This window comes from Pseudomonas sp. MYb118 (assembly GCF_040947875.1).
Lineage (GTDB): Bacteria > Pseudomonadota > Gammaproteobacteria > Pseudomonadales > Pseudomonadaceae > Aquipseudomonas.
Genome location: NZ_JBFRXN010000004.1, coordinates 458,272 through 480,625, shown reverse-complemented (window position 1 = coordinate 480,625; position 22,354 = coordinate 458,272). Strand labels below are relative to the sequence as shown.

At 61.3% G+C, this 22,354-nt stretch carries 27 protein-coding genes; 12 read left to right on the top strand and 15 right to left on the bottom strand.

Features of this window, described 5'->3' with window-relative positions:
• Positions 1-302 precede the first annotated feature (302 nt).
• Complete coding sequence (locus ABVN20_RS28230; RefSeq protein ID WP_368559073.1) at positions 303-1,094, top strand: crotonase/enoyl-CoA hydratase family protein; 792 nt, start codon at positions 303-305, stop codon at positions 1,092-1,094.
• 116 nt (positions 1,095-1,210) lie between these two features.
• Here the strand turns inward: ABVN20_RS28230 and ABVN20_RS28225 are convergent, their stop codons facing one another.
• Positions 1,211-1,966: a spermidine synthase gene (locus ABVN20_RS28225; RefSeq protein WP_368559072.1), complete on the bottom strand. Its 756-nt coding sequence runs from the start codon at positions 1,964-1,966 to the stop codon at positions 1,211-1,213.
• Between the two features lie 137 nt (positions 1,967-2,103).
• Between ABVN20_RS28225 and ABVN20_RS28220 the strand changes: the two genes are divergently transcribed.
• The gene (locus ABVN20_RS28220; RefSeq protein ID WP_368559071.1) at positions 2,104-3,450 is read left to right on the top strand and encodes a class II 3-deoxy-7-phosphoheptulonate synthase; all 1,347 of its coding nucleotides are present in this window, start codon (positions 2,104-2,106) and stop codon (positions 3,448-3,450) included.
• 96 nt (positions 3,451-3,546) lie between these two features.
• Here ABVN20_RS28220 and ABVN20_RS28215 read toward each other — a convergent pair whose 3' ends face one another.
• Positions 3,547-4,776 carry a winged helix-turn-helix domain-containing protein gene (locus tag ABVN20_RS28215; protein ID WP_368559070.1) on the bottom strand — a complete coding sequence of 410 codons (1,230 nt, stop codon included), beginning with the start codon at positions 4,774-4,776 and terminating at the stop codon, positions 3,547-3,549.
• Positions 4,777-4,840: 64 nt separating this feature from the next.
• Positions 4,841-5,056, bottom strand: coding sequence for a DUF1127 domain-containing protein (locus ABVN20_RS28210; RefSeq protein ID WP_368559069.1), 216 nt, complete (start codon positions 5,054-5,056; stop codon positions 4,841-4,843).
• A gap of 96 nt (positions 5,057-5,152) precedes the next feature.
• Here ABVN20_RS28210 and ABVN20_RS28205 point away from each other — a divergent pair, with 96 nt between their 5' ends.
• Positions 5,153-6,001 (top strand): LysR substrate-binding domain-containing protein, encoded by an 849-nt coding sequence (locus tag ABVN20_RS28205; protein ID WP_368559068.1) that lies wholly within the window; start codon positions 5,153-5,155, stop codon positions 5,999-6,001.
• Here the strand turns inward: ABVN20_RS28205 and ABVN20_RS28200 are convergent.
• Entirely contained in the window at positions 5,991-6,740 is a 750-nt protein-coding gene (locus tag ABVN20_RS28200; RefSeq protein WP_368559067.1) for a sulfite exporter TauE/SafE family protein, read from the bottom strand. The two genes, ABVN20_RS28205 and ABVN20_RS28200, sit on opposite strands and share 11 nt — an antisense overlap.
• Before the next feature lie 112 nt (positions 6,741-6,852).
• On the opposite strand from ABVN20_RS28200, the gene ABVN20_RS28195 reads away from it, so the two are divergent.
• The 4 genes from ABVN20_RS28195 (at position 6,853) to ABVN20_RS28180 (ending at position 10,133) form a co-directional block, all read left to right on the top strand.
• Entirely contained in the window at positions 6,853-7,809 is a 957-nt protein-coding gene (locus ABVN20_RS28195) for a LysR family transcriptional regulator (RefSeq protein WP_368559066.1), read from the top strand.
• A 68-nt stretch (positions 7,810-7,877) separates the two neighbouring features.
• Positions 7,878-8,339 carry a MarR family winged helix-turn-helix transcriptional regulator gene (locus tag ABVN20_RS28190; protein WP_368559065.1) on the top strand — a complete coding sequence of 154 codons (462 nt, stop codon included), beginning with the start codon at positions 7,878-7,880 and terminating at the stop codon, positions 8,337-8,339.
• A 329-nt stretch (positions 8,340-8,668) separates the two neighbouring features.
• Positions 8,669-9,088 carry an organic hydroperoxide resistance protein gene (locus ABVN20_RS28185; protein WP_007973539.1) on the top strand — a complete coding sequence of 140 codons (420 nt, stop codon included), beginning with the start codon at positions 8,669-8,671 and terminating at the stop codon, positions 9,086-9,088.
• Between the two features lie 34 nt (positions 9,089-9,122).
• On the top strand, positions 9,123-10,133 hold the full coding sequence (locus ABVN20_RS28180; RefSeq protein ID WP_368559064.1) for an alpha/beta hydrolase fold domain-containing protein: 1,011 nt from the start codon (positions 9,123-9,125) through the stop codon (positions 10,131-10,133).
• 425 nt (positions 10,134-10,558) lie between these two features.
• Here ABVN20_RS28180 and ABVN20_RS28175 read toward each other — a convergent pair whose 3' ends face one another.
• Together ABVN20_RS28175 and earP are read right to left on the bottom strand one after the other, a co-directional pair.
• Entirely contained in the window at positions 10,559-11,128 is a 570-nt protein-coding gene (locus tag ABVN20_RS28175) for an elongation factor P (protein WP_003226785.1), read from the bottom strand.
• A gap of 48 nt (positions 11,129-11,176) precedes the next feature.
• Positions 11,177-12,319 (bottom strand): elongation factor P maturation arginine rhamnosyltransferase EarP, encoded by a 1,143-nt coding sequence (gene earP, locus ABVN20_RS28170; protein WP_368559063.1) that lies wholly within the window; start codon positions 12,317-12,319, stop codon positions 11,177-11,179.
• A gap of 124 nt (positions 12,320-12,443) precedes the next feature.
• On the opposite strand from earP, the gene ABVN20_RS28165 reads away from it, so the two are divergent.
• Together ABVN20_RS28165 and ABVN20_RS28160 are read left to right on the top strand one after the other, a co-directional pair.
• Positions 12,444-12,851: a hypothetical protein gene (locus tag ABVN20_RS28165; protein WP_368559062.1), complete on the top strand. Its 408-nt coding sequence runs from the start codon at positions 12,444-12,446 to the stop codon at positions 12,849-12,851.
• A gap of 2 nt (positions 12,852-12,853) precedes the next feature.
• Positions 12,854-13,336, top strand: coding sequence for a transcription elongation factor GreAB (locus ABVN20_RS28160; protein WP_368559061.1), 483 nt, complete (start codon positions 12,854-12,856; stop codon positions 13,334-13,336).
• 5 nt (positions 13,337-13,341) lie between these two features.
• Here ABVN20_RS28160 and cysB read toward each other — a convergent pair whose 3' ends face one another.
• From cysB to ABVN20_RS28135, 5 genes are all read right to left on the bottom strand, one after another.
• On the bottom strand, positions 13,342-14,316 hold the full coding sequence (cysB, locus tag ABVN20_RS28155; protein WP_368559060.1) for an HTH-type transcriptional regulator CysB: 975 nt from the start codon (positions 14,314-14,316) through the stop codon (positions 13,342-13,344).
• Positions 14,317-14,429: 113 nt separating this feature from the next.
• Positions 14,430-14,933, bottom strand: coding sequence for a universal stress protein (locus ABVN20_RS28150; protein ID WP_368559059.1), 504 nt, complete (start codon positions 14,931-14,933; stop codon positions 14,430-14,432).
• Between the two features lie 95 nt (positions 14,934-15,028).
• Positions 15,029-15,934: a 5'-nucleotidase gene (locus tag ABVN20_RS28145; RefSeq protein ID WP_368559058.1), complete on the bottom strand. Its 906-nt coding sequence runs from the start codon at positions 15,932-15,934 to the stop codon at positions 15,029-15,031.
• 24 nt (positions 15,935-15,958) lie between these two features.
• Complete coding sequence (locus tag ABVN20_RS28140; protein ID WP_368559057.1) at positions 15,959-16,915, bottom strand: putative 2-dehydropantoate 2-reductase; 957 nt, start codon at positions 16,913-16,915, stop codon at positions 15,959-15,961.
• Complete coding sequence (locus tag ABVN20_RS28135) at positions 16,912-17,298, bottom strand: thioredoxin family protein (protein ID WP_368559056.1); 387 nt, start codon at positions 17,296-17,298, stop codon at positions 16,912-16,914. The genes ABVN20_RS28140 and ABVN20_RS28135 overlap by 4 nt, the downstream gene beginning before the upstream one ends.
• Between ABVN20_RS28135 and ABVN20_RS28130 the strand changes: the two genes are divergently transcribed.
• The gene (locus ABVN20_RS28130; protein ID WP_368559055.1) at positions 17,297-17,740 is read left to right on the top strand and encodes a PilZ domain-containing protein; all 444 of its coding nucleotides are present in this window, start codon (positions 17,297-17,299) and stop codon (positions 17,738-17,740) included. The genes ABVN20_RS28135 and ABVN20_RS28130 overlap by 2 nt on opposite strands.
• A gap of 160 nt (positions 17,741-17,900) precedes the next feature.
• The gene (locus tag ABVN20_RS28125) at positions 17,901-18,977 is read left to right on the top strand and encodes a 3-deoxy-7-phosphoheptulonate synthase (protein WP_368559054.1); all 1,077 of its coding nucleotides are present in this window, start codon (positions 17,901-17,903) and stop codon (positions 18,975-18,977) included.
• Positions 18,978-19,037: 60 nt separating this feature from the next.
• Here ABVN20_RS28125 and ABVN20_RS28120 read toward each other — a convergent pair whose 3' ends face one another.
• Positions 19,038-19,325, bottom strand: a complete 288-nt coding sequence (locus tag ABVN20_RS28120) for a GNAT family N-acetyltransferase (RefSeq protein ID WP_368559053.1) — start codon at positions 19,323-19,325, stop codon at positions 19,038-19,040.
• A gap of 617 nt (positions 19,326-19,942) precedes the next feature.
• Here ABVN20_RS28120 and oprI point away from each other — a divergent pair.
• Positions 19,943-20,194, top strand: a complete 252-nt coding sequence (oprI, locus tag ABVN20_RS28115) for an outer membrane lipoprotei OprI (RefSeq protein WP_003448337.1) — start codon at positions 19,943-19,945, stop codon at positions 20,192-20,194.
• 124 nt (positions 20,195-20,318) lie between these two features.
• Here the strand turns inward: oprI and ABVN20_RS28110 are convergent, their stop codons facing one another.
• From ABVN20_RS28110 to ABVN20_RS28100, 3 genes are all read right to left on the bottom strand, one after another.
• Positions 20,319-21,290, bottom strand: coding sequence for a L,D-transpeptidase family protein (locus tag ABVN20_RS28110; RefSeq protein WP_368559052.1), 972 nt, complete (start codon positions 21,288-21,290; stop codon positions 20,319-20,321).
• A 101-nt stretch (positions 21,291-21,391) separates the two neighbouring features.
• On the bottom strand, positions 21,392-21,685 hold the full coding sequence (locus ABVN20_RS28105) for a hypothetical protein (RefSeq protein WP_368559051.1): 294 nt from the start codon (positions 21,683-21,685) through the stop codon (positions 21,392-21,394).
• Between the two features lie 56 nt (positions 21,686-21,741).
• On the bottom strand, positions 21,742-22,347 hold the full coding sequence (locus ABVN20_RS28100; RefSeq protein ID WP_368559050.1) for an arylesterase: 606 nt from the start codon (positions 22,345-22,347) through the stop codon (positions 21,742-21,744).
• Between the last annotated feature and the right edge of the window lie 7 nt (positions 22,348-22,354).

Genomic DNA, 22,354 nt, shown 5'->3' with positions numbered 1-22,354 from the left:
ATGAAAAAAAGAAACGTCAGGGTAGAGCCCGCAGTGCGGACGTGCAGCCGAAGCTGGTTCGAGGTGCGCTACCAAAACGCGGCCCGGTTAAAGGCCGGCGCGCACTATACCGGAATTCGCCCGGAATGGGAGCATTATTTGTCGGAAAACTGACGGATTCGTCGTTATGCCAACGGCCTTTGCGCAGAATCGGACGAGCGTCTACTTTTCAAAGGCCCAGCACTGCTGGTGTTGGAGCTTAAACGTTTCACCCAGGCAATGCCGTCCCAGGGTTCCGGATCCCCCAGCGAGGAATGCGCCCCATGAATCAGCCCGCCCGCAGTCGCGTCACCCGTGAACGCCAAGGCCACATCCTGTTGATCGGTCTCGACCGGGTGGCCAAGCGCAACGCTTTCGACCTCGATCTGCTCAACGAACTGAGCCTGGCCTACGGCGAACTCGAGGCCGACCGCGAAGCGCGGGTGGCGGTGGTATTCGGCCATGGCGAGCACTTCACCGCCGGCCTCGACCTGCTCAGCGCCAGCGCCGAACTGGCCAAGGGCTGGCAGGCACCGCCCGGCGGCTGCGACCCGTGGGGCGTTTTCGCCGGGCCCCGGGTCAGCAAGCCGGTGATCGTCGCCGCGCAGGGCTACTGCCTGACCATCGGCATCGAGCTGATGCTGGCCGCCGACATCAACCTGTGCGCGAGCAACACCCGCTTTGCCCAGAAAGAAGTGCAGCGCGGGATCTTCCCGTTCGGCGGTGCCACCCTGCGTCTGCATCAGGTGGCGGGCTGGGGCAATGCCATGCGCTGGCTTTTGACCGGTGACGAGTTCGATGCGCACGAAGCATTGCACCTGGGGCTGGTGCAGGAAGTCATGGCCAGCGAAGACCTGTTGCCTCGCGCCATTGAATTGGCGCAACGCATTGCACGGCAGGCGCCGCTGGGGGTGCAGGCGACGTTGATGTCGGCGCGGCAGGCGCGTTATGAGGGTGAGACGGTGGCGGCGCAGGGGTTGCCGGCGTTGGCCAAGAAGCTGCTGGAAAGCGAGGATGCCCGGGAGGGGGTGCGGTCGATGGTGGAGCGGCGGGATGGGGTGTTCAAGGGGGTTTAGATTTTTAGGTGTTCTTCTGGGCCCCATCGCGAGCAGGCTCGCTCCCACATTGGGATTGTGAACACCTTCCCTGTGGGAGCGAGCCCGCTCGCGATAGGGCCAGAACTGACACCCACTTATGTAGCCGGCCGAATCGCCTTGATCAACGACTCCAACGAATACCCCAACCGCGGCGCCAACGCTTCGGCCCGGGCAACCAGGCCGTCCATGTCCAGCGCCTGGTCCAGCTCCGACGGTACGATCAGGATCACATTGCCCTCCTTCACCGGCAGCTCCCAGTAATGCCGGTGATACAGCCCGCGCAGCAGCGCCGCGCCCAGCGGCTTGCCATCGTCGGTGGCCCACTGGTTGATCACCAGCCAGCCGCCCGGATTGAGGCGTTTCTGGCAGTCACCGAGGAAACTCCAGGCCAGGTGCCCGACGCCCGGCCCGACGTCGGTATACAGGTCAACGAAAATCAGGTCCGCAGGCTCGGCGGTTTCCAGCAACTCCAGGGCATCGCCGACGCGGATGTACAGGCGCGGGTCGTCATCCAGCCCCAGGTATTCGATGGCCAGGCGCGGCACGTCCGGGCGCAGCTCGATGGCTTCGACGTCTTCCAGCGGCAGGAACTTCAGGCAGGCCTGGGTCAGGGTGCCGGCCCCAAGCCCGAGGAACAGCGCGCTTTCCGGTTGTTCATGGCACAACGCGCCGATCAGCATCGCCCGGGTGTAATCGTATTCGAGCCAGCTCGGGTCGGCGGTGAATACACAGCTCTGTTCGATGGCCTCACCGAACTCGAGAAAACGGTAATCGGCCACTTCCAGCACGCGAATCACGCCAAACTCGTCCTGTACCTCGGCGAGCAGATGCTCGACGCGCTCCTCAGTCATTTCGTCTCCCGATCGTCGCCCGGCCAGGCGACGCTATAAAACGGCAAAGGCGCGATTGTCGGCGAAGCGACGGGAACAGGTCACGCACTAATTTGCTGATACCATGAACGCCCGAGCGAATGACAACCGAGACCGTGATGAGCCAACCCTGGAGCCCTGACAGCTGGCGCGCCCTGCCGATCCAGCAACAACCCCTCTACCCCGACGCCGCGCACCTGCGCCAGGTCGAGCAGACCCTGGCCAGCTACCCGCCACTGGTGTTTGCCGGGGAAGCCCGGGAATTGCGTCGTCAGTTCGCCGAGGTGACCCAGGGTCGCGCCTTCCTGTTGCAGGGCGGCGACTGCGCCGAAAGCTTCGCCGAGTTCTCCGCCGCGAAAATCCGCGACACCTTCAAGGTGCTGCTGCAAATGGCCATCGTCATGACCTTCGCCGCCGGCTGCCCCGTGGTCAAGGTCGGACGCATGGCGGGCCAGTTCGCCAAGCCGCGTTCGGCCAATGACGAAACCATCGACGGCGTGACCCTGCCGGCCTACCGTGGCGACATCGTCAACGGCATCGGCTTCGACGAAAAAAGCCGCGTGCCGGACCCGGAGCGCCTGCTGCAGTCCTATCACCAGTCCACCGCCACCCTGAACCTGCTGCGCGCCTTCGCCCAAGGCGGTTTTGCCGACCTGCACCAGGTGCACAAGTGGAACCTGGACTTCATCGCCAACTCCGCGCTGGCCGAGAAGTACAGTCACCTGGCCGACCGCATCGACGAAACCCTGGCCTTCATGCGCGCCTGCGGCATGGACAGCTCGCCACAACTGCGTGAAACCAGTTTCTTCACCGCCCACGAAGCGTTGCTGCTGAACTACGAAGAAGCCTTCGTACGTCGCGACAGCCTGACCAACGACTACTACGATTGCTCGGCACACATGCTGTGGATCGGCGACCGCACCCGCCAGCTCGACGGTGCCCACGTCGAATTCCTGCGCGGGGTGAACAACCCGATCGGGGTCAAGGTCGGCCCGAGCATGAACCCCGACGACCTGGTCCGCCTGATCGACGTGCTCAACCCCGACAACGATCCCGGCCGCCTGAACCTGATCGCGCGGATGGGCGCGAACAAGGTCGGCGATCACCTGCCGGCACTGATCCGCGCGGTGCAGCGTGAAGGCAAGCAGGTGCTGTGGAGCTCGGACCCGATGCACGGCAACACCATCAAGGCCAGCAGCGGCTACAAGACCCGCGACTTTGCGCAGATCCTCGGTGAGGTGAAGCAGTTCTTCCAGGTGCACGAGGCTGAAGGCAGCTACGCCGGCGGGATTCACATCGAGATGACCGGGCAGAACGTCACAGAATGCATCGGTGGTGCGCGGCCGATTACCGAGGATGGTTTGTCGGACCGTTACCACACCCATTGCGATCCGCGGATGAATGCGGATCAGTCGCTGGAGTTGGCGTTTTTGATTGCCGAGACGTTGAAGCAGGTTCGGCGGTAGACCGAGTCGCGGCCATCGCGAGCAAGCTCGCTCCTACAGGTCACGCCCCTGTAGGAGCGGGCTTGGTCCGGGCGGCGTTCCGACGATGGGGCCCGCTCAAACACCTTCAACCCCAGCCAATGGCCCCCGCAACCGATCCGCACTCACCCGCACACAATTCAACTGCACCCGCTCCAACCCCAGCCAATCGGCCATGCGCCGCAAATTCACCGCCAGCGCCCACATCCCCTCCTCGTCCAGCCCCGGCTCTTCCTCGTGCACGGCATGTACCGCCAGACGCCCCTGGGCCCGCTCTGCGCGCAGATCCACCCGGGCGGCGATCCGTTCGTTGTGCAGGAACGGCAACACGTAATAGCCATAGACCCGCTTGTCCTGGGGCGTGTAGATCTCCAGCCGGTAACGGAAATCGAACAACCGCTCGGTGCGGCTGCGCTCCCAGATCAATGAGTCGAAGGGCGACAGCAAAGCGCTGGCTTCAACCTTGCGCGGCACTTTGGGCTCTGGCAGGCAATACGCCACCTGCTGCCATCCCTTCACCTGGCAAAGCTGCAACTGGCCCGCCTCCACCAGCTCGGCCAGGCGCGGGCGCGCATCGCCAGGGTTGAGGCGAAAGTAGTCGCGCAGGTCTTTCTCGGTCGCCACGCCCAGGGCATTGGCGGCATGCAGCAACAGCCCGCGTTGCGCCTCTTCTTCACTGAGCAGTGGTTGCCCAAGGATGGCCGCGGGGATCACTCGCTCGGGCAGATCGTACAGGCGCTCGAAACCGCGCCGCCCAGCCACAGTTACCTCGCCGGCAGCGAACAGCCATTCCAGCGCATGTTTTTCCGCGCTCCAGTCCCACCAGGGGCCGGCCCGCTCCTGGCGGGTCGACAGGCTGCCGGCGCCCAGTGCGCCAAGCTCCTGCACCGAGGCCATGACCCGACGAATCGTGTCCTGCTGCTCGCGCCCGAAACGCGCCAGTTGCTGATAGATGTCTTCGCCACGGCTCGCACGCTGCATGCGCCAGCGCATCAGCGGGTACATCGACAGCGGCAGCAGCGAGGCTTCGTGGCCCCAGTACTCGAACAACGTACGACGTCGTCCGGAACTCCAGGCAGCCTGGTCGAGCACGTCGGAAGAATAATGGCCAAGACGGGAAAACAGCGGAAGGTAGTGCGAACGCACCAGCGCATTGACCGAGTCGATCTGCAGCAGGCCCAGGCGTTCGATCAGGCGATTGACCTGAGCGGCCTTGACCACCGCCGGCGACTGGCGCCCGTTGAACCCTTGGGCGGCCAGCGCCAGGCGGCGAGCCTGTTTGATGGAAAAGGACAGCGTTGCGGGCATGGGCATCTCCTTGTCTGCTCGCACGCTACCTCACCCTGAGAGGTTTTGTGTAGGTGTGGGTGGCTCATTTGTGCATCGGGTCATCCCAGAACGGGCGGATGGCTTCATGCTCGACGTCCGCACGACTGAGCCCGATGTCCTTCAACGCTTCGTCGCTCATGCCGGCCAGCAACTCGCGTTCACGGTGCAACTCGTACCAGCGGCTGATCTTGTGCAGCAGGTCCGAGACGACGTGGATCGAATGTTTTTCGACTTCGGCGTAACCTTTTTGACCTTTCATCTTGTTGCCCTCCGTTTGGGATGGCTCAAGTGTCACGCCGGGGCTAAGATCAATCCAACGAATGTTTCTTATGCAACACATCTCGGAGATTGATGAATGTACCCGAGCATCGACACAGAAGTGCTGCGCACCTTTGTCGCCATCGCCGACCAGGGTGGTTTCACCCGCGCAGGCGAGCTGGTCAACCGCACGCAATCGGCGGTGAGCATGCAGATGAAGCGCCTTGAAGAAGATGTGTTGCAGCGCCAGCTGTTCCAGCGCGATGGCCGCCAGGTCAGGCTGACCGCTGAAGGCCAGGTGCTGCTGGGTTATGCCCGGCGCATCCTCAAGTTGCACAGCGAGGTGTTCAATACCTTGCGCGAGCCGCACATGGTCGGCACCGTGCGCATCGGCACGCCGGACGATTACGTGATGCGCTTTCTGCCGGGGATCCTGCGGCGTTTCGCCCAGTCCTACCCGCTGATCCAGATCGAGGTGCACTGCGAATCATCAAAACAATTGCTGCTGCGCCAGGACCTCGACCTGTCCATCGTCACCCGCGAGCCGGGCAACGAGATCGGCCAGTTGTTGCGCAAGGAACGCTTCGTCTGGGCCGAGGCGCAATGTTTCAGCGCCCATGAACAGACACCCCTGCCGCTGGCGATGTTCAACAGCGACTGCTTCTGCCGCCTGTGGGCCTGCAATGCGCTGGACGCCATGGGCCGCGATTACCGGGTGGCGTACAACAGCTCCAGCCTGTCGGCGATCATGGCAGTGGTCAGCGCCGGCCTGGCCATCACCGCGCAACTGGAAAGCCTGATCACCGAGGACATGCGTATTCTCGGTGAGGCCGAAGGGCTGCCGGAGTTGCCCGAAGCGAGCATCATGCTCCTGCGCAACCTGCATAACCCTTCGCCCATCACCGAATGCCTGGCCGAGCACATCGTCGAAGGCTTCAAACTTTAAAGGCGAGCATCACCGCACACAGCACCAGGAAGCCACAGAACAGCCCGCGCAACAGGCGCTCCGGCAGCGCGTGGGCGACTTTCACGCCCCAACTGATGCTCATCAGGCCACCGATGGCCAGGGGGATGCCGATCATCCAGTCCACCTCATGGTGCACCGCGTAGGTCACCAGGGTGACACCGGTACTCGGCAGCGCCAGGGCCAGCGACAAGCCCTGGGCAACCACCTGGGTGGTGCCGAACAGGCTGGTCAGCACTGGCGTGGCCACCACCGCGCCGCCGACGCCGAACAATCCGCCCATGGTGCCCGACGCCGCGCCCAGCACACCCAGCCACGGCCAGGCGTAATTCATCTGCGACGTGGCCGTCGGGCTGGCCGAGAACATGCGCAGCAGGTTGTAGGCCGACAGCGCGACCAGGAACGCGACGAAGCCGATCCGCATGGTCTGTGCATCAATGCCCACTGCCCAGATCGAACCGAGCCAGGCAAAACAGAACCCCATCGAGGCCAACGGCAACGCGTGGCGCAGTTCGATGCGGTTGCGCTGGTGATAACGCCACAGCGCCAGCATCACGTTGGGCACGACCATCACCAGCGCGGTGCCCTGGGCGATCTGCTGATCGAGACCGCACCACACACCCAGCAACGGAATGGCGATCAGTCCACCGCCAATGCCGAACAACCCACCCAGGGTACCCAGGGCAGCGCCAAAAACCACATACAGCAAAAACTCGATCACGGCGGGATTTCCTCTTTTCTCAGGCTAATCATCCTACGCAGTCAACGCTGGCGGGGAAACGCACAGCAACGCACAATGGCTGTGCCAAATTCGCATAAGCGCAGATCAATCCATGAATCCCAATCAACTGACCGAGCAACTGGGGCTGTTCCTCGATGTACTGGAAACCGGCAGTTTTTCTGCCGCTTCACGCCGACATCCACTGACCCCTTCGGCCGTGGCACGGCGCATCGACGGCCTGGAAACCGCCGTCGGCAGCCAATTGTTCGTGCGCAGCACCCATGCCGTGCGGGCGACGCCGGCCGGTCTGGCCTTCGCTGAACGGGCACGACGCATCGTCGCGGAGTTGCAACTGGCCCGTGCCGAAGCGGTATCCCTGAGCAGTGCGCCGGAAGGCCTGATTCGCATCGACGCCCCGGCCGCTTTCGGCCGCCGTCACCTGGCGCCGGTGATTGCCGATTTTCTGATGCTCTACCCCGGCCTGGATGTGCAATTGCACCTGATCGACAGCTTTGTCGACATGCAGGGCCTGAACCTGGGCAAGGTCGATCTGGTGCTGCGCGCCGGACAAATGGCTGATACCCGCCTGGTGGCTACGCCGCTGGCGAGCATGGTGCGCATTGCCTGCGCCAGCCCCGACTACCTGAAACGTCGCGGCGTGCCGAGCGAACCGGCGCAACTGAATGAACACGACGGACTCGACTGGGACGGCCTGGCGCCGCCCTTCGCCTGGCGCTTCGAGCGCGACGGGCAGTTGCATCTGCACCGCCCGGCGCGCATTCGCATGAGTGCCAACAATGCCGAGGCGCTGGTGTGCGGCGCGCTGGCCGGGCTCGGGATCGCCCACTTGCCCACCTGGCTGGCCAGTGAATACCTGCTGCGGGGGGAACTGCTGCCGCTGTTCTGCGAAAACGGCCTGCCGCCTGCGGAAACCACCGGCATCTATGCCCTGCGACTGGAACAGCAGTCCAATACCCGCAGTCGCTTGTTGCTGGAGTATCTGAAGACGCGATTCAGTCCGGTGCCACCCTGGGACCTGGCCTTGCAGCGTAACCTCGGCCGACATTAGGTCGGAATTATCTGGCGCATTAAACATTCGCCCGCTAGATTCATAGGACCACCGACCAAGGCTTCGAAATGAACACCGACCGCGACACCCAGGACAATTGCGACGACCTGCTGCTGGAAAACCAGGCCTGCTTCGCCCTGCACTCCACTTCGCTGCTGATGACCAAGGTCTACAAGCCCTTGCTCAAGGCCCTGGACCTGACCTATCCGCAGTACCTGGCCATGATGGTGCTGTGGGAAGAGGATGGCTTGACGGTCGGCGAGATCAGCACGCGATTGCTGACCGATCCCGGATCGCTCACGCCGCTGCTCAAGCGCCTGGAGGCCGAAGGCCTGCTCAGCCGCACGCGCAGCCGCGAGGATGAGCGGGTGGTCATTGTCGAACTGACCGAACAGGGCCGCGCCCTGCGAGACAAGGCCCGCAGCATCCCCCAATGTATCCTCGGCGCCAGCGGTATGACCCTCGAACGCCTGCAGAACCTGCAAAAGGAACTGCAGGTGCTACGTAGTAATTTGCAGGACAGTCTCTAAACCCGATCTTCCCGGCCCCGCCTCCCCCCCTGTGGGAGCGGGCTTGCTCGCGAAAGCGGTGCGTCATGCGCCCTCGATGGTGACTGACACACCGCTTTCGCGAGCAAGCCCGCTCCCACAGTTCGGTGCCCCTGCAAAAAAATAAATCCGCCAAAACCGCTCTAAATCAATCATTCCAGCCCATCTAACCGCTGCCGAGGACGGTGCATCGCAAATTTTTCAAAAATTTATCTTGCGCACTAACTATTGGCGCGCTACATTTACCTCGAACTTAGTTAACGCGCAAACATTTAGCGCAAATCAACCAAATTCCGAACGAGGCTTACATCATGCAAACTCTCTACACCGCAATCGCAACCTCCACTGGCGGCCGTGACGGTCGTGCGGTTTCCAGCGACAACATCCTCGACGTCAAACTCGCCACGCCAAAAGAACTCGGCGGTGCCGGTGGTGCAGCCACCAACCCTGAGCAACTGTTCGCTGCCGGCTACTCGGCCTGCTTCATCGGCGCGCTGAAGTTCGTTGCCAGCCAGACCAAACGCAGCATCCCAAGCGACGCGTCGATCACTGCCCACGTCGGCATCGGCCAGATTCCTGGTGGCTTCGGTCTGGACATCGACCTGCACATCAGCCTGCCAGGCCTGGAACAAGCCGACGCACAAGCACTGGTCGACGCAGCCCACCAGGTCTGCCCGTACTCCAACGCCACCCGTGGCAACGTTGATGTGCGTCTGCACGTGACCGTCTAACCCCTGACTCCCCAGGCCCGAACAGGAAACGAACATGAACACTTTCAGCAAAGTCTTGACCGGTACCCTTCTCGCTCTGTCCGTCCACAGCGCATTCGCTGGCGAGGTTGAACACAACACCCAGGCGTTTCTCGATGTGCTGAATGCTGGCACCGGCAAACCGATGGAGCAGATGACGCCCAAAGAAGCTCGCGCCGTGCTGGTGGGCGCGCAGTCCGGGGTGAAGCTGACGCTGCCCAAGGCCGATGTCAGCGAGAAGACCATTCAAGTCGACGGCCAAGCGATCAGCCTGACTATCGTCCGTCCGGCCGGGGTCAAGGGCGAGCTGCCGGTGTTCATGTTCTTCCACGGCGGTGGCTGGGTGCTGGGTGACTACCCGACGCACGAACGCCTGGTGCGTGACCTGGTGGCGGGTTCGGGGGCAGCGGCGGTGTTCGTCAACTACACGCCGTCACCGGAAGCGCATTACCCGGTGGCCATCAACCAGGCTTATGCCGCGACCCGCTGGGTAGCCGAGCATGGCAAGGAAATCAACGTCGACGGCAAGCGTCTGGCCGTGGCGGGTAACAGTGTCGGCGGGAACATGGCGGCAGTTGTTGCGCTGATGGCCAAAGACAAGGGCACGCCGGCGATCAAGTTCCAGGTGCTGCTGTGGCCGGTGACCGATGCCAACTTCGACACCGGGTCCTACAACCAGTATGCCGAGGGGCACTTCCTCACCCGCAACATGATGAAGTGGTTCTGGGACAACTACACCACCGACGCCAAACAGCGTAACGAGATCTACGCCTCGCCGCTGCGGGCCACCACCGCCCAGCTCAAGGGCTTGCCACCTGCCCTGGTGCAGACGGCCGGTGCCGATGTGCTGCGCGATGAAGGCGAAGCCTACGCCCGCAAGCTCGACGAAGCCGGCGTGCCGGTGACCTCGGTTCGCTACAACGGCCTGATCCACGATTACGGTTTGCTCAACGTGGTCAGCCAGGTGCCAGCGGTGCGTTCGGCGATGCTGCAAGCCTCGCAAGAGCTCAAGGAACACCTGAAATAACCAACGCTTCACCCTGTAGGAGCGAGCATGCTCGCGATGCAAGTCCAGACAACGCGGTCAGCCAGACAGTCCGCGTTATCGTTGACGACCATCGCGAGCAAGCTCGCTCCTACAGTGCTTTGTGCAAGCCGCAGCATTGCGGTTCGACACACATCCTGTATGCGGGGAACCAGACAGACTGCGTTATCGTTGACGATAATCGCGAGCAAGCCCGCTCCCACAGTGTTTTGTGCAAGGCGCAGCACATCGGTACGACACAAATCCTGTAGGAGCGAGCTTGCTCGCGATGGAGGCACAGGCACTGCGGGGGAACCAGACACCCCGCGTTTTCGTTGACGATCATCGCGAGCAGGCTCGCTCCCACAGGAAAAAGGCACAAAAAAGCCCGACTCAAAGGTCGGGCTTTTTCATTCCTCAAGCAGTGCTTATTTAGCACGGCCTTTGTAGGAACCGCCTTCGCGGGTATCGATCTCGATCATGTCGCCGATTTCGATGAAGTCAGCAACCGACAGCTCGGTACCGTTCTTCAGTTTGGCAGGCTTCATCACCTTGCCGGAAGTGTCACCGCGAGCGGAACCTTCGGTGTAGTCAACCTGACGCACGATGGTGGTCGGCAGTTCTACGGAAACCAGACGCTCTTCGAAGAACACGGCTTCGCAGACGTCGGTCATGCCTTCTTCCACGAATGGCAGAACGCTTTCGATGTCTTCGGCGTTCAGCTCGTACATGGTGTAGTCAGTGGTGTCCATGAACGTGTAGGTGTCACCGCTGATGAAGGACAGGGTCGCTTCTTTGCGATCCAGGATCACGTCGTCCAGTTTGTCGTCCGCACCGTAAACGGTTTCGGTCTTGTAACCGGTCAGCAGGTTCTTCAGCTTGGTCTTCATGATCGCGCTGTTACGGCCCGACTTGGTGAATTCAGCTTTCTGAACCAGCCAAGGATCGTTGTCGATACGGATCACGGTACCGGGTTTGAGTTCTTTACCAGTTTTCATTGCGAATATCCGAATTTGGATGGGAGTTACTAAAATCTAGGCCGCGTATCATAGCCAATTTAGGTAAAACTGTACCAGCGCTGCGGCAAGATCCGCCCGCGAGGCCTGTTCCAGACACCACGCGTCGGCGTGTTTTTGCAGTTCCGGCCAGTGTTTACGGGTCGTCAGCCACTGATCGGCTACTGTATCGCCAGCATTCCACGCCCGCCAAAAACCGCTGATCGCCTCACGAGCGGCAGCCGAAAGGTCTTTTGTGTACAGCGTCAGGAAGGCTTCGAGCTTGTCCAGGTGGATGTCTTCGTCCTGTCGATAAATGTGCCAGAGCAGCGGCCGACCCGCCCATTGCGCGCGAACGAAGGAGTCTTCGCCGCGCACGGCGTTGAAGTCGCAGCTCCACAACAAGCGGTCGTACTGGTCCTGAGGAACGAATGGCAGCACCTGCACGGTCAGGGCGTCGCGCACGTGCACGGCCCCCGCCGCCAGCCCCGGCACACCGAGCCAACGCTCGACGTCGCCGAGAATCCGCCCTTCCGGCACCAGCAAGTGCGTAGGCTGCGCGTGCGCCGCCAAGACGTCCAGCCAACTGCCCAGCCCTGCATTTTCGTAGGCAAACAGCGAGATCAACTGCGCACCCGCCGCCGGAACAATGCCTAACCCCCGCAGGAATGTTCGCTGAAGCTCCGGACTTTGCTGAAACTGCCGACGCTGCTCAAGCAACCCGCGCTCACGCAACAGCCCACCCGTGCCGGCCTGGAACCCCGGGAAGAAAAAGTATTTCTGCACGCTTTTGTATTTCACCGACGGCAGACCGTGGCAGCCAACGACCCAGTCTTCGGCGCTCAGATAGTCCAGGTTCATCCACAACGGCAGCTTGTCGCGCGAAGCCATGGCATCCATGTAGGCGCCTGGCAACTGGCAGGCAAAGGCAGCAATCACCACATCCGCAGCATCGGTGGACGCCCAGTCGGCTGGCCACTGGCGAACGTCGACACCCGCCTGCCACTGCTGCGCGGCATGGATGTCGATGTCCGGGCACAGGCGTTCGAACGCCCGCAGGTCATCGACCCACAGCCGCACCGCCAGGGAGTGCTCGGCGACCAGTTGCCGGGCCAGGCGCCAGGTCACACCGATGTCGCCAAAGTTGTCGACCACGGTGCAGAAAATATCCCAGCGGGTTTTCATTTCAGGCATTACAGGCTCCCGTTGGCAAAGGCGCCGATTGTCCGCATAAATTACTCCGCGCAGAAGAGCCGACGGCGATTAATCTTCATGCGACAATCGCCACTCGCCCGCGATCACCCGCCAGGAGGCAGTCATGCCCTATCGCCCCACCCCACGCCGGACTTTGCCAAGTCGGCTCAACGCCCTGCAACTGACCGGCAGCATCGCCCTTGGTGTGTGGCTGGGATTTCTTGCCGTGGCGCTGACTGTCTGGCTCGCCTCGCGCTTCGTGTTCAACGAACAACTGGCACCCGTGGCCCAGGCCGTGCAGCAACTGGCCAATCCGCCCGTGGTACAACCGGCACCCGATCTGCCGCCACCGAGCCCGCAGTTCGAACAGTACGAAGAAAACCTGCGCAAGAACGAACAGGCCCAGCGCCTCGACGAGGCGCGCAGCAGCAACCGCAACCTGTCGAACCCCAAATGCCAGTTCTGGCTGCAACAGGATCGCACGGCACCGAATGAAAAAAGCCGCGCCAACGTCCTGCAATTCTGCGATTGATCATGAACAAGACAAGCGTCCACCAACTGATCATCGACAAACTCAGGATCGACCTCAACGTCGCCGAGCGTGCCGCGCAGACCGCTTACGAAACCGCCACCCACGAAGAAAACATCGCCGAGAACAAGTACGACACCCTGGGGCTGGAAGCGTCTTATCTGGCAACCGGCCAGGCCCGGCGCATGGAAGAAATCCGCCAGTCACTGACGTTGTGCCAGAACATGTCCTTGCGCCCCTACGACGACCAGCGCGGCATCGAAGTCGGTGCGCTGCTGGGCCTGGAGGACGACAAGGGGCGTGAGCAATGGCTGTTTCTAGCCCCGGATGCGGCAGGTCTGAAAGTCGACCTGGTGGGGCAGTCGATTACCGTCATCACCCCTCGCTCACCGCTGGGCAAAGGCCTGCTGGGCAAGTTCGAGGGGGATGAGGTAGAGATCGTGGTGGCGGGCGCCCGGCAACAGTTTTCTGTCACCGAGGTCGTCTAGCAGGATCAGTGCACCGGCAGTTCGACACCGTCGAACAGTTCTTCCAGTTCCTGCTTGTTGTGGCACGCGATGGCCTTGGCCATGACTTCACGGGTCAGGTGCGGGGCGAATTTCTCGATGAAGTCGCACATGAAACCGCGCAGGAACGTGCCGCGACGGAAACCGATCTTGGTGATGCTGGATTCGAACAACTCACTGGCATCGAGCACCACCAGGTCGCCGTCGAGCTTGGTGTCGACCGCCATTTTCGCCACGATACCCACGCCCAGACCCAGGCGCACGTAGGTCTTGATCACGTCGGCGTCGGCGGCGGTGAACACCACTTTCGGCGTCAGACCGCGATGGCTGAACGCCTCATCGAGTTTTGAACGACCGGTGAAACCGAACACGTAGGTCACGATCGGGTATTCGGCGAGGGCTTCGAGGGTCAGCTTCGACAGTTTGGTCAGCGGATGGCCCTGGGGCACCACTACGCAGCGGTTCCAGCGGTAGCACGGCATCATCACCAGGTCGCCGAACAGCTCCAGGGCTTCGGTGGCGATCGCGAAATCGACCGTACCGTCAGCGGCCATTTCAGCGATCTGCATCGGCGAGCCCTGATGCATGTGCAGGGCGACTTCCGGGTATTGCTTGATGAAATTGCTGATCACCGGCGGCAAGGCATAACGGGCCTGGGTGTGCGTGGTGGCGATCGACAGGGTGCCTTTTTTCTCGTTGGAGAATTCCTGGGCGATCTGCTTGATGCTTTCGACCTTGCGCAGGATTTCGCCGGCGGTGGTAATGATGCGCTCGCCAGCCGGCGTGACGCGGGTCAGGTGCTTGCCACTGCGGGCGAAAACTTCCACGCCCAGTTCGTCTTCCAGCAGGCGGATCTGTTTACTGATGCCCGGTTGCGAGGTGTAGAGGCTTTGGGCGGTAGCCGAAACGTTGAGGTCGTGGTGCGCCACTTCCCAGATGTAGCGCAATTGTTGAAGCTTCATATCAATCCCTCAAAGCAGGTAGACGCCACGGGCATCAGCGACGGTATATAACTATATGAATGGCTTGACGAATAAATCTAGAACTTTTTTATCAAATTGCCATTATTCGTGTTCTAGCGATCCCCACGGCGCCGCCGTTCCACCAACGGCACCAGATAGACCGGGACCTGAGCCAACTGCAATACCCGCGCTGCGGTCCTGCCCAGAGGCGTTTCCGCGCCAGCACCATGGCTATGACTGCCTACGATCAACAAATCCACGGAAAGTTTTCGCGCCTGGTCGAGAATCACCTGCGACGGATCGCCCTGGAGCACCCGCACGGCCTTGATCCTCTCCAACTCCTGCTTTCCTTCATCCCCCAGTTCATCACGAAACCCCTCGAGCACGCGCTGCTCGATATTGGCAATGACTGTATTGAGCCCCTGACTGTGAAACTCGTTCAGTGCCCGCTCATCAAGGTAGCTCTGCAACACCGACTCGGCGAACAGCCCCATGGGCTCGACGGCGTGCACCACATACAAATCAGCCTCGAAGGTTCGAGCCAGCGCCAGGGCATGCTGCATCACCACAGGGGCGTACAGGCCAAGGTCGGTGGCGTACAACATCGAACGAATCATAGGATCTCCTCGCAAAGCCAACATGGCGGAGATTGATTCAGCTTAGCAGTGCGTTGGCGAGTGCGACGTCCCGCGTAACGCGTTGAACCACAGGCTTAAACCTTTTGCTCGTTGCTTATGCCATGGGGCACATGGCCGGTCGCGACCACCTCGCGGGCCAACTCGCAATGACCGGCCTGATCGTCGAAAAACACGTCGGCGGCAAAGGCTTCGAGAAACGCCGATTTGGTCAGGCCGCCGAGAAACAGCGACTCGTCCAGGCGGATGTCCCATTCGCGCAAGGTGCGGATCACCCGCTCATGGGCTGGCGCCGAACGGGCCGTCACCAGCGCGGTGCGAATCGGGCAGGCGTCGTCGGCGAACTCACGCTGGAGCAGATTCAGTGCCGCGAGGAAGCCCTTGAAAGGCCCGCCACGCAACGGTTGACGGGCGCTTTCGCGCTCACTGGCCTGGAACGCTTCAAGGCCACCGGCCTGATAGATGCGCTCCGACTCGTCGGAAAACAGCACCGCGTCACCGTCAAAGGCAATGCGCAGTTCATCACTGGCGGCACGGCTGGCACCGCCGGAGAGAATGGTCGCTGCCGCGAACCCGGCATCCAGGGCGCTGCGCACGTCTTCGGCATGGGTCGACAGAAACAGGTCGCAACCGAAGGCCTTGAGATAAGGGTACGGGCTGCGCCCACCGACGAACGCCGCGCGGGAAATCGCCAGGCCGTAATGATGAATCGAGTTGAACACTCGCAGCCCGGTGTCGGCACTGTTGCGCGACACCAGGACGACTTCGACCCGTGCGCGCCCCAGGCTGGCATTGAGGTTGAGCAGTTTTTGCACCAGCGGGAAGGCATCGCCGGGCTCGAGAATTTCGTCCTCGTGCTCGATCTGGTATTGCCGGTACGCCTCCACGCCACTGGACAGATACACCTTGTGGCTCTCGCTCAGGTCGAACAGCGCCCGCGAAGAAATCGCCAGCACCAGCTTGTCGTCAATCGTTTTGGCCATGCCCTTCCCCCTCGGGTGATCGACTCAAGCGTTGCGTCGATCAATAAAACTCAAGCTGCGGTACAGCGCTTCGATCCGGGGCATTTCACACCCTGCCGCCTTGGCCGCAGCCAGTGGCCGGGCATAGATCGCCGCCAGTTCCAGCGGGCGCTTGTGCAGGAAATCGTGATACATGCTCGGCCAGTAGTCGGGCATTTTTTCGGTCATCGCAAACAGATGCTCGGCATACCCGGGCGCAACTTCGTGACCGCAGGCGATGGCCCCCTGGACCACCTCGGCCATCACGGCCTTGATCAGTTCCCGACTGTCGGCATCGGCCATCAGCGGTGTGGTGCTGGCGCCCAGCAACACCGACAGACCGTTGTAAGGGATGTTCCAGACCAGCTTCTGCCAGCGCGCCTGATGCAGATTCGGCATGCTGTGGGAGTCGATACCGGCGGCCTGGAACAGGCGTGCGCCCTCCTCGGCAATTGCCGTACCCGCCTGCTCATCTGCTGCCGGGCCACTGTGATAGCCGACATGCACCATGCCCAGCGCCTGATGGGTGATCGCCCCCGGCCCGTCGCGATGGACACAGATGTAGCAGAGCCCGCCCAGCACGTGCAGCGAGTCGGGCAACAACTCGCGCAGACCGTCTTCAACGTCCAGGCCGTTCTGCAGCAACAGCACTTTGGCGTCGGGCGCGGCGGCCTGGAGAATGGCCGGCACCAGTTCGGCATTGCTGGTGGTTTTCGCGCCGATCAGCAACCAGTCACAGGGCGGCATGTCTTCGGCGCACGAATAGGCCTGCACCGGATTCAACGTCAGCTTGCCATGCACGGCGCTGTCGAGTCGCAACCCGTGTTCAGCCACCGCGCAAAACTCGCTGCGCAACAGAAAATGCACATCGAAACCGGCTCGCGCCAGCATCAATCCGTAGAAACCACCGATGGCGCCGGTGCCAATAATACCGATGGTCGGTTTTGCGACTGTTCCTGTCATGGCAAATCCTCTGCTGTTTTGCGCAGCGCCTGGGCCACGGCCCGGTTGAGCTCACTGGCGGTCAGGCGCGACTTCAATGCCCCGAAAAACTCACCGTCGCGCACCACGAACAGCGCCGGCAAATGAAAAACCTGATAACGCTCGACCACCCCGCCATTGTTCCCCGCATCAATCCAGCACAACCGGTCGACATCAAGGTCGAGCGCTGGCAATTGCTCGCGGGCGAAACGGCAACTGGAGCAACCCACACTGGTGAAAATCACCAGTGAAACGCCGCTCATCGCCAGCAACCGCTGGTCGGCGTCGAAATCGGTCAATTCTAATTCGGCCACTATACTGGGGAAAATAATGTCAGATGGCCGACACATGGAGTCTGTGCTCATGGGACGCTTTATTCCTCATCCTGACGATGTGCCCGTGGAATTGAAGTTACTCAGACCTGAGTGTATTTCGCGGCAACAACTGCACACTATCAGCCTCGGGGGCATGGCTTGCAATTACCACCGCGCCTGGCGCCACGGCACGGCGCTGGAAGTGCGCATGCCGAGCTTGAACCCTGACCTCTGCTACCTCGGTTATGTGGCCTGGTGCCTCAAGCGCAAACGCGGTTACCTGGTGGGCATTGCCTTCGTCGACGAGCAGATGATGTTCACCGCGCGAATGGGTGAGCAGGTGTGTCAGATCGAACGCTACTGCCGCCTGCACGACGCCCATGACGACCTGCAGGAAACCCAGGCGCTGGCGCTGGAATGGGTGCAGCAACATGCCGACGAGTTCTCCCACGACACCGTTCACAAGGCATTTGCCCAGGCGGTAACGGATTGAAGGGTCATCAATTGGTGGGCAATGCCCGTTAAACCGGCGTCTGCCCATTGTCGAGCCACGGTGTAACGCGCTAAGGTTCCGCTCCCCGACGCGCTTAATTTGCTGTGCTCCGCCGCGCGGGTTCGCTGGCGGCCGGCACCCGTGACCTGACGAGTAAACGATGGCTGATTTACCGATCAACGACCTGAACGTCTCTTCCAACGAGACGCTGATCACCCCTGATCAGCTCAAGCGTGACATCCCCCTGAGCGACGCCGCCCTGCGCACCGTCACCAAGGGCCGCGAAGTGATTCGCAACATTCTGGATGGCACCGACCATCGCCTGTTCGTGGTCATCGGGCCTTGCTCGATCCATGACATCAAGGCGGCCCACGAATACGCCGAACGCCTGAAGGTACTGGCAGCGGAAGTCTCCGACACCCTGTATCTGGTCATGCGCGTGTATTTCGAGAAGCCGCGCACCACCGTCGGCTGGAAAGGCTTGATCAACGACCCGTACCTGGACGACTCCTTCAAGATCCAGGATGGCCTGCACATCGGTCGTCAATTGCTGCTGGACCTGGCCGAGATGGGCCTGCCCACCGCCACCGAAGCCCTCGACCCGATCTCCCCGCAATACCTGCAGGACCTGATCAGCTGGTCGGCCATCGGCGCGCGCACCACCGAATCGCAGACTCACCGTGAGATGGCCTCCGGCCTGTCTTCGGCGGTCGGCTTCAAGAACGGCACCGACGGCGGCCTGACCGTGGCGATCAACGCCCTGCAGTCGGTGTCCAGCCCGCACCGGTTCCTGGGGATCAACCAGGAAGGTGGCGTGTCGATCGTCACCACCAAGGGTAACGCCTACGGCCACGTGGTATTGCGCGGCGGCAACGGCAAGCCCAACTACGACTCGGTCAGCGTCGCCCTGTGCGAACAGGCGCTGAACAAGGCGAAGATCAAGCCGAACATCATGGTCGATTGCAGCCACGCCAACTCCAACAAGGACCCGGCCCTGCAACCACTGGTCATGGAAAACGTTGCCAACCAGATCCTCGAAGGCAACCAGTCGATCATCGGCCTGATGGTCGAAAGTCACCTGAACTGGGGTTGCCAGGCCATCCCGAACGACCTCGCCGACCTGCAATACGGCGTGTCGATCACCGATGCCTGCATCGACTGGTCCGCGACCGAGACCACCCTGCGCAGCATGCACGCCAAGCTCAAGGATGTGCTGCCGAAACGCGAACGCAGCTGATCGTTTTCGCAGGGCAAAAAAAACGCCGGGCTCAGCCCGGCGTTTTTTTATGTGTTCGGTTTACTGGCTCAGCTTGGCCGCGTGGCGCTGATGGCGCTCCATGTAGCGTTCCACGTAGGAGCACGAAGGAATGACGGTGTAGCCCATCTGCTCGGCATACTCCAGCGCCTTCTCGGTCAGGGCCGCCGCAATGCCACGACCGCGCAGCGCGTTGGGCACGAAGGTGCGGTAGATATCCAGGGTCTGTTTCCCCAGATCCATATAGGTCAGGTAGGCACGATGACCGTCCACATTGGTCTCGAACTGATGACCAGCCTGGTCATGGTGGATGGACAACGCCTCACTCATCACTACTCCTCGTGGGTCTTTGTATGCTGACCCCTACCTTACCGATGTTTTTCCGGCGAAGGAACATCTACGCCACCCTGTGCCTCAATGGACACCGAGAAAAGCCGAACCGGGCACGTATCAAATAGTAGGCACCATTGGCGCAAATGCTCAAGGTGCGCTCGTCTTCACGCCAGGTTTGACCGCAGGTTTCGCAGGGCGGTTCGACGGAAAAATTCCCGGGATCGAACGCCTGTACATTGCCGGATGTTGAGACTTAAGACGAACGTCTCTCTATTAAGTCACCTCAACTAGGAGAAAGATATGAGAGGTGTCACGCAAACCCCCAACGAAAGTGTAGACGAATCCATATAGCCAGACTTTAGCCAAGGCGCTGAAACAGTCGCGCAAGCAGGGAACTTTTTCGTGCCAACTCGCTCTGCACGGGCCTTGCGGCTGGATATTTTTTAAGCAGGTGCAAGTAAAAGTTGCTCGAAAAAGAATCAACGCCTACAATTTTTTTGGCTTCTTGCTTTACGTCAGTTTACTTACGACAAGTAATGGGTAGTATGTACGCCGGCTCTTTCCTCACTCTGAGGAGACAGCTACTTAATGGAAAGTCCTTGAAGGGGAACACGATGAACAACGTTCTGAAATTCTCTGCTCTGGCTCTGGCCGCAGTTCTGGCTACCGGTTGCAGCAGCGTATCGAAAGAAACCGAAGCACGTCTGACTGCAACTGAAGACGCAGCAGCTCGCGCACAAGCTCGTGCAGACGAAGCTTACCGTAAAGCTGATGAAGCTCTGGCTGCTGCTCAAAAAGCACAACAGACTGCTGACGAAGCTAACGAGCGTGCTCTGCGCATGCTGGAAAAAGCTAGCCGCAAGTAATAATCCTTCGGGATTGTTATCAAGCCGACCCATTTTTTGGGTCGGCTTTTTTATTGCCCGGTGTTTTCCCCGGGCAATAAAAAACCCGCCGACGCGGTCTGCGTCGGCGGGCTCTTGTACCGCCCTACTGCAACGGGTCGAGCGGAGCGCTCGAGACCATCGGCGCCGACTCGTTGGGCACGGCGATTTCCACCGGCAGGCCGTCTTCGGCAGCCACCACGTCACGCACCACATCCCAGTTCATGCGCAGATTGTTGGTGATGTCTTCGCGCTTGAGCATCGCGTTGATCACGGCGGTGTGCTTGTCCACCACCGACGGGTTGCCCTTGTCGTCCAGCGGAGTGTGCGCTTCCAGGTAAACCTTGCCACCGCTGACACCGAACTTGTACGAGTCATTGATGATGCGCACCGAGGTGCCCACCGGCACCATGCCGGCCATTTCCAGCACGTTGTTGTTGAACATGCGGAAGCAGCCGTGGCTGGTGCGCATGCCGATGCCGAACTTCTTGTTGGAACCGTGGATCAGGTAGCCCGGGGTGCCCAGGGTGAACTTGAACGGCCCCAGCGGGTTATCGGGACCGGCAGGCACCACGTTCGGCAGCGGATCGCCATCGGCGGCGTGCTCGGCCTTGATCGACGCGGGCGGGGTCCAGGTCGGGTTCGGCGTCTTGGCAATGATGCTGGTATGGGCGATCGGCGACCCCCAGCCTTCACGGCCGATACCCAGCGGGAAGGTGTACACCACGTTCCGGCCTTTCGGGTAATAGTAGAGGCGGTACTCGGCCAGGTTGATGACGATGCCTTCACGCGGGCCCGGCGGCAGGATGAAGCGCGTCGGCAGGACGATCTCGGTGCCGGCGCCCGGCAGCCACGGATCGACGCCCGGGTTGGCGGCGACCATTTCCGTGTAGCCCAGGTCGTAGGTGGTGCCGAGGTCGGCGAAGGTGTCTTCGTATTTGGCCTTGATCACCTGCACCTGGCCGACGATGTCTTCACCGGGCGGTGGCAGGGGCAACTCCAATGCGGCTACGGGACCTGCGGCACACAGGGCGGCAAGTGTCAGGCAGCGGGTGACGGCAGGAAAGCGCGGCAACATCCGGAAAATCCTTCGCAAGATCGACAAGGGTAAAGAACGCGATTGTACACCGGCGCCCGCGAATGCGGGGAGATGGCCGATGGCGCGCTATGGCGAACGCCTCAGAGCTCGAAGCGCAGCTCTGGCCAGATCGGCGAGGTGCCGCGTTTTTGCGACTCCAGGATCGCCCGGCACAGGGAACACAGGCGCTGGTCCTGGAAGACCTTGCGGTCCACGCTCGACCAGCGTGGTTGCGCCGGCAGCAGGCTGCCGCACAGGGTGCGATCGGCCGAGCCGCCCAGCTCCAGTTGACGCGCCACCAGATGTACCCGCACTTCCTGACAGGCGAACAGATCCAGCTGCTCGTCTGGCTCGATCAGTTGATAGGCAAAAAGTGACCAGGCGGGACGCGGCATCGGGGGCTCCAGATCGGGGGCGCCACATTAGCCGAAACGTCGTCACTAGAAAAGCGTCAAAGCAGCGGTTTCAGTGTCGGCCAGACATTTTCCAGCAACTTGTCCTGGGCCCCTGCCGCCGGGTGCAGGCCATCGGCTTGCATCATGTCCGGATGCCCGCCCACGCCCTCGAGAAAAAACGGCACCAACGGGATTTTTTTCTGTTCGGCGACGTTGCTGTACACCTCGGCGAACGCCTTGGTGTAACGCGCACCGTAATTGGGTGGCAATTGCATGCCCAGCAACAGCACTTTGGCACCACTGGCGCGGGAGCTGTCGACCATCGCTGCAAGGTTTTGTTGCAATTGTGTTGGCAGCATGCCGCGCAGACCGTCGTTGCCACCCAACTCGAGAATCACCAGCTGCGGCTTATGCTCTGCAAGCAGCGCAGGCAGGCGGGCCTGGCCGCCGGCGCTGGTGTCGCCGCTGATGGACGCATTGATCACTTTATCGTCGAAACCTTCGCGCTTGAGCCGTTGCTCGAGCAGCGACACCCACCCCACGCGGGTATCCAGCCCGAAACCGGCGCTGATACTATCGCCAACGATCAGGACTGTACCCGCCGCTGCGTTCTGGGCCATGCACATCAGGGCCAGGCCAGCACTCAAAAACCACACTCGCATCGGATTC

Bases quoted from the DNA above. Each gene is read 5' to 3' on its own strand.
- earP (WP_368559063.1), bottom strand. From the start codon at position 12,319: ATGCCTGAAATGAAAACCCGCTGGGATATTTTCTGCACCGTGGTCGAC.
- ABVN20_RS28180 (WP_368559064.1), top strand. From the start codon at position 9,123: ATGAACACTTTCAGCAAAGTCTTGACCGGTACCCTTCTCGCTCTGTCC.
- ABVN20_RS28210 (WP_368559069.1), bottom strand. From the start codon at position 5,056: ATGAAAGGTCAAAAAGGTTACGCCGAAGTCGAAAAACATTCGATCCAC.
- ABVN20_RS28140 (WP_368559057.1), bottom strand. From the start codon at position 16,915: ATGACAGGAACAGTCGCAAAACCGACCATCGGTATTATTGGCACCGGC.
- ABVN20_RS28220 (WP_368559071.1), top strand. From the start codon at position 2,104: ATGAGCCAACCCTGGAGCCCTGACAGCTGGCGCGCCCTGCCGATCCAG.
- ABVN20_RS28215 (WP_368559070.1), bottom strand. From the start codon at position 4,776: ATGCCCGCAACGCTGTCCTTTTCCATCAAACAGGCTCGCCGCCTGGCG.
- ABVN20_RS28165 (WP_368559062.1), top strand. From the start codon at position 12,444: ATGCCCTATCGCCCCACCCCACGCCGGACTTTGCCAAGTCGGCTCAAC.
- ABVN20_RS28145 (WP_368559058.1), bottom strand. From the start codon at position 15,934: ATGGCCAAAACGATTGACGACAAGCTGGTGCTGGCGATTTCTTCGCGG.
- ABVN20_RS28105 (WP_368559051.1), bottom strand. From the start codon at position 21,685: ATGCCGCGTCCCGCCTGGTCACTTTTTGCCTATCAACTGATCGAGCCA.
- ABVN20_RS28230 (WP_368559073.1), top strand. From the start codon at position 303: ATGAATCAGCCCGCCCGCAGTCGCGTCACCCGTGAACGCCAAGGCCAC.
- ABVN20_RS28195 (WP_368559066.1), top strand. From the start codon at position 6,853: ATGAATCCCAATCAACTGACCGAGCAACTGGGGCTGTTCCTCGATGTA.
- cysB (WP_368559060.1), bottom strand. From the start codon at position 14,316: ATGAAGCTTCAACAATTGCGCTACATCTGGGAAGTGGCGCACCACGAC.
- ABVN20_RS28190 (WP_368559065.1), top strand. From the start codon at position 7,878: ATGAACACCGACCGCGACACCCAGGACAATTGCGACGACCTGCTGCTG.
- ABVN20_RS28175 (WP_003226785.1), bottom strand. From the start codon at position 11,128: ATGAAAACTGGTAAAGAACTCAAACCCGGTACCGTGATCCGTATCGAC.
- ABVN20_RS28185 (WP_007973539.1), top strand. From the start codon at position 8,669: ATGCAAACTCTCTACACCGCAATCGCAACCTCCACTGGCGGCCGTGAC.
- ABVN20_RS28205 (WP_368559068.1), top strand. From the start codon at position 5,153: ATGTACCCGAGCATCGACACAGAAGTGCTGCGCACCTTTGTCGCCATC.
- ABVN20_RS28150 (WP_368559059.1), bottom strand. From the start codon at position 14,933: ATGATTCGTTCGATGTTGTACGCCACCGACCTTGGCCTGTACGCCCCT.
- ABVN20_RS28125 (WP_368559054.1), top strand. From the start codon at position 17,901: ATGGCTGATTTACCGATCAACGACCTGAACGTCTCTTCCAACGAGACG.
- ABVN20_RS28160 (WP_368559061.1), top strand. From the start codon at position 12,854: ATGAACAAGACAAGCGTCCACCAACTGATCATCGACAAACTCAGGATC.
- ABVN20_RS28100 (WP_368559050.1), bottom strand. From the start codon at position 22,347: ATGCGAGTGTGGTTTTTGAGTGCTGGCCTGGCCCTGATGTGCATGGCC.
- ABVN20_RS28110 (WP_368559052.1), bottom strand. From the start codon at position 21,290: ATGTTGCCGCGCTTTCCTGCCGTCACCCGCTGCCTGACACTTGCCGCC.
- ABVN20_RS28120 (WP_368559053.1), bottom strand. From the start codon at position 19,325: ATGAGTGAGGCGTTGTCCATCCACCATGACCAGGCTGGTCATCAGTTC.
- ABVN20_RS28130 (WP_368559055.1), top strand. From the start codon at position 17,297: ATGGGACGCTTTATTCCTCATCCTGACGATGTGCCCGTGGAATTGAAG.
- ABVN20_RS28135 (WP_368559056.1), bottom strand. From the start codon at position 17,298: ATGAGCACAGACTCCATGTGTCGGCCATCTGACATTATTTTCCCCAGT.
- ABVN20_RS28225 (WP_368559072.1), bottom strand. From the start codon at position 1,966: ATGACTGAGGAGCGCGTCGAGCATCTGCTCGCCGAGGTACAGGACGAG.
- oprI (WP_003448337.1), top strand. From the start codon at position 19,943: ATGAACAACGTTCTGAAATTCTCTGCTCTGGCTCTGGCCGCAGTTCTG.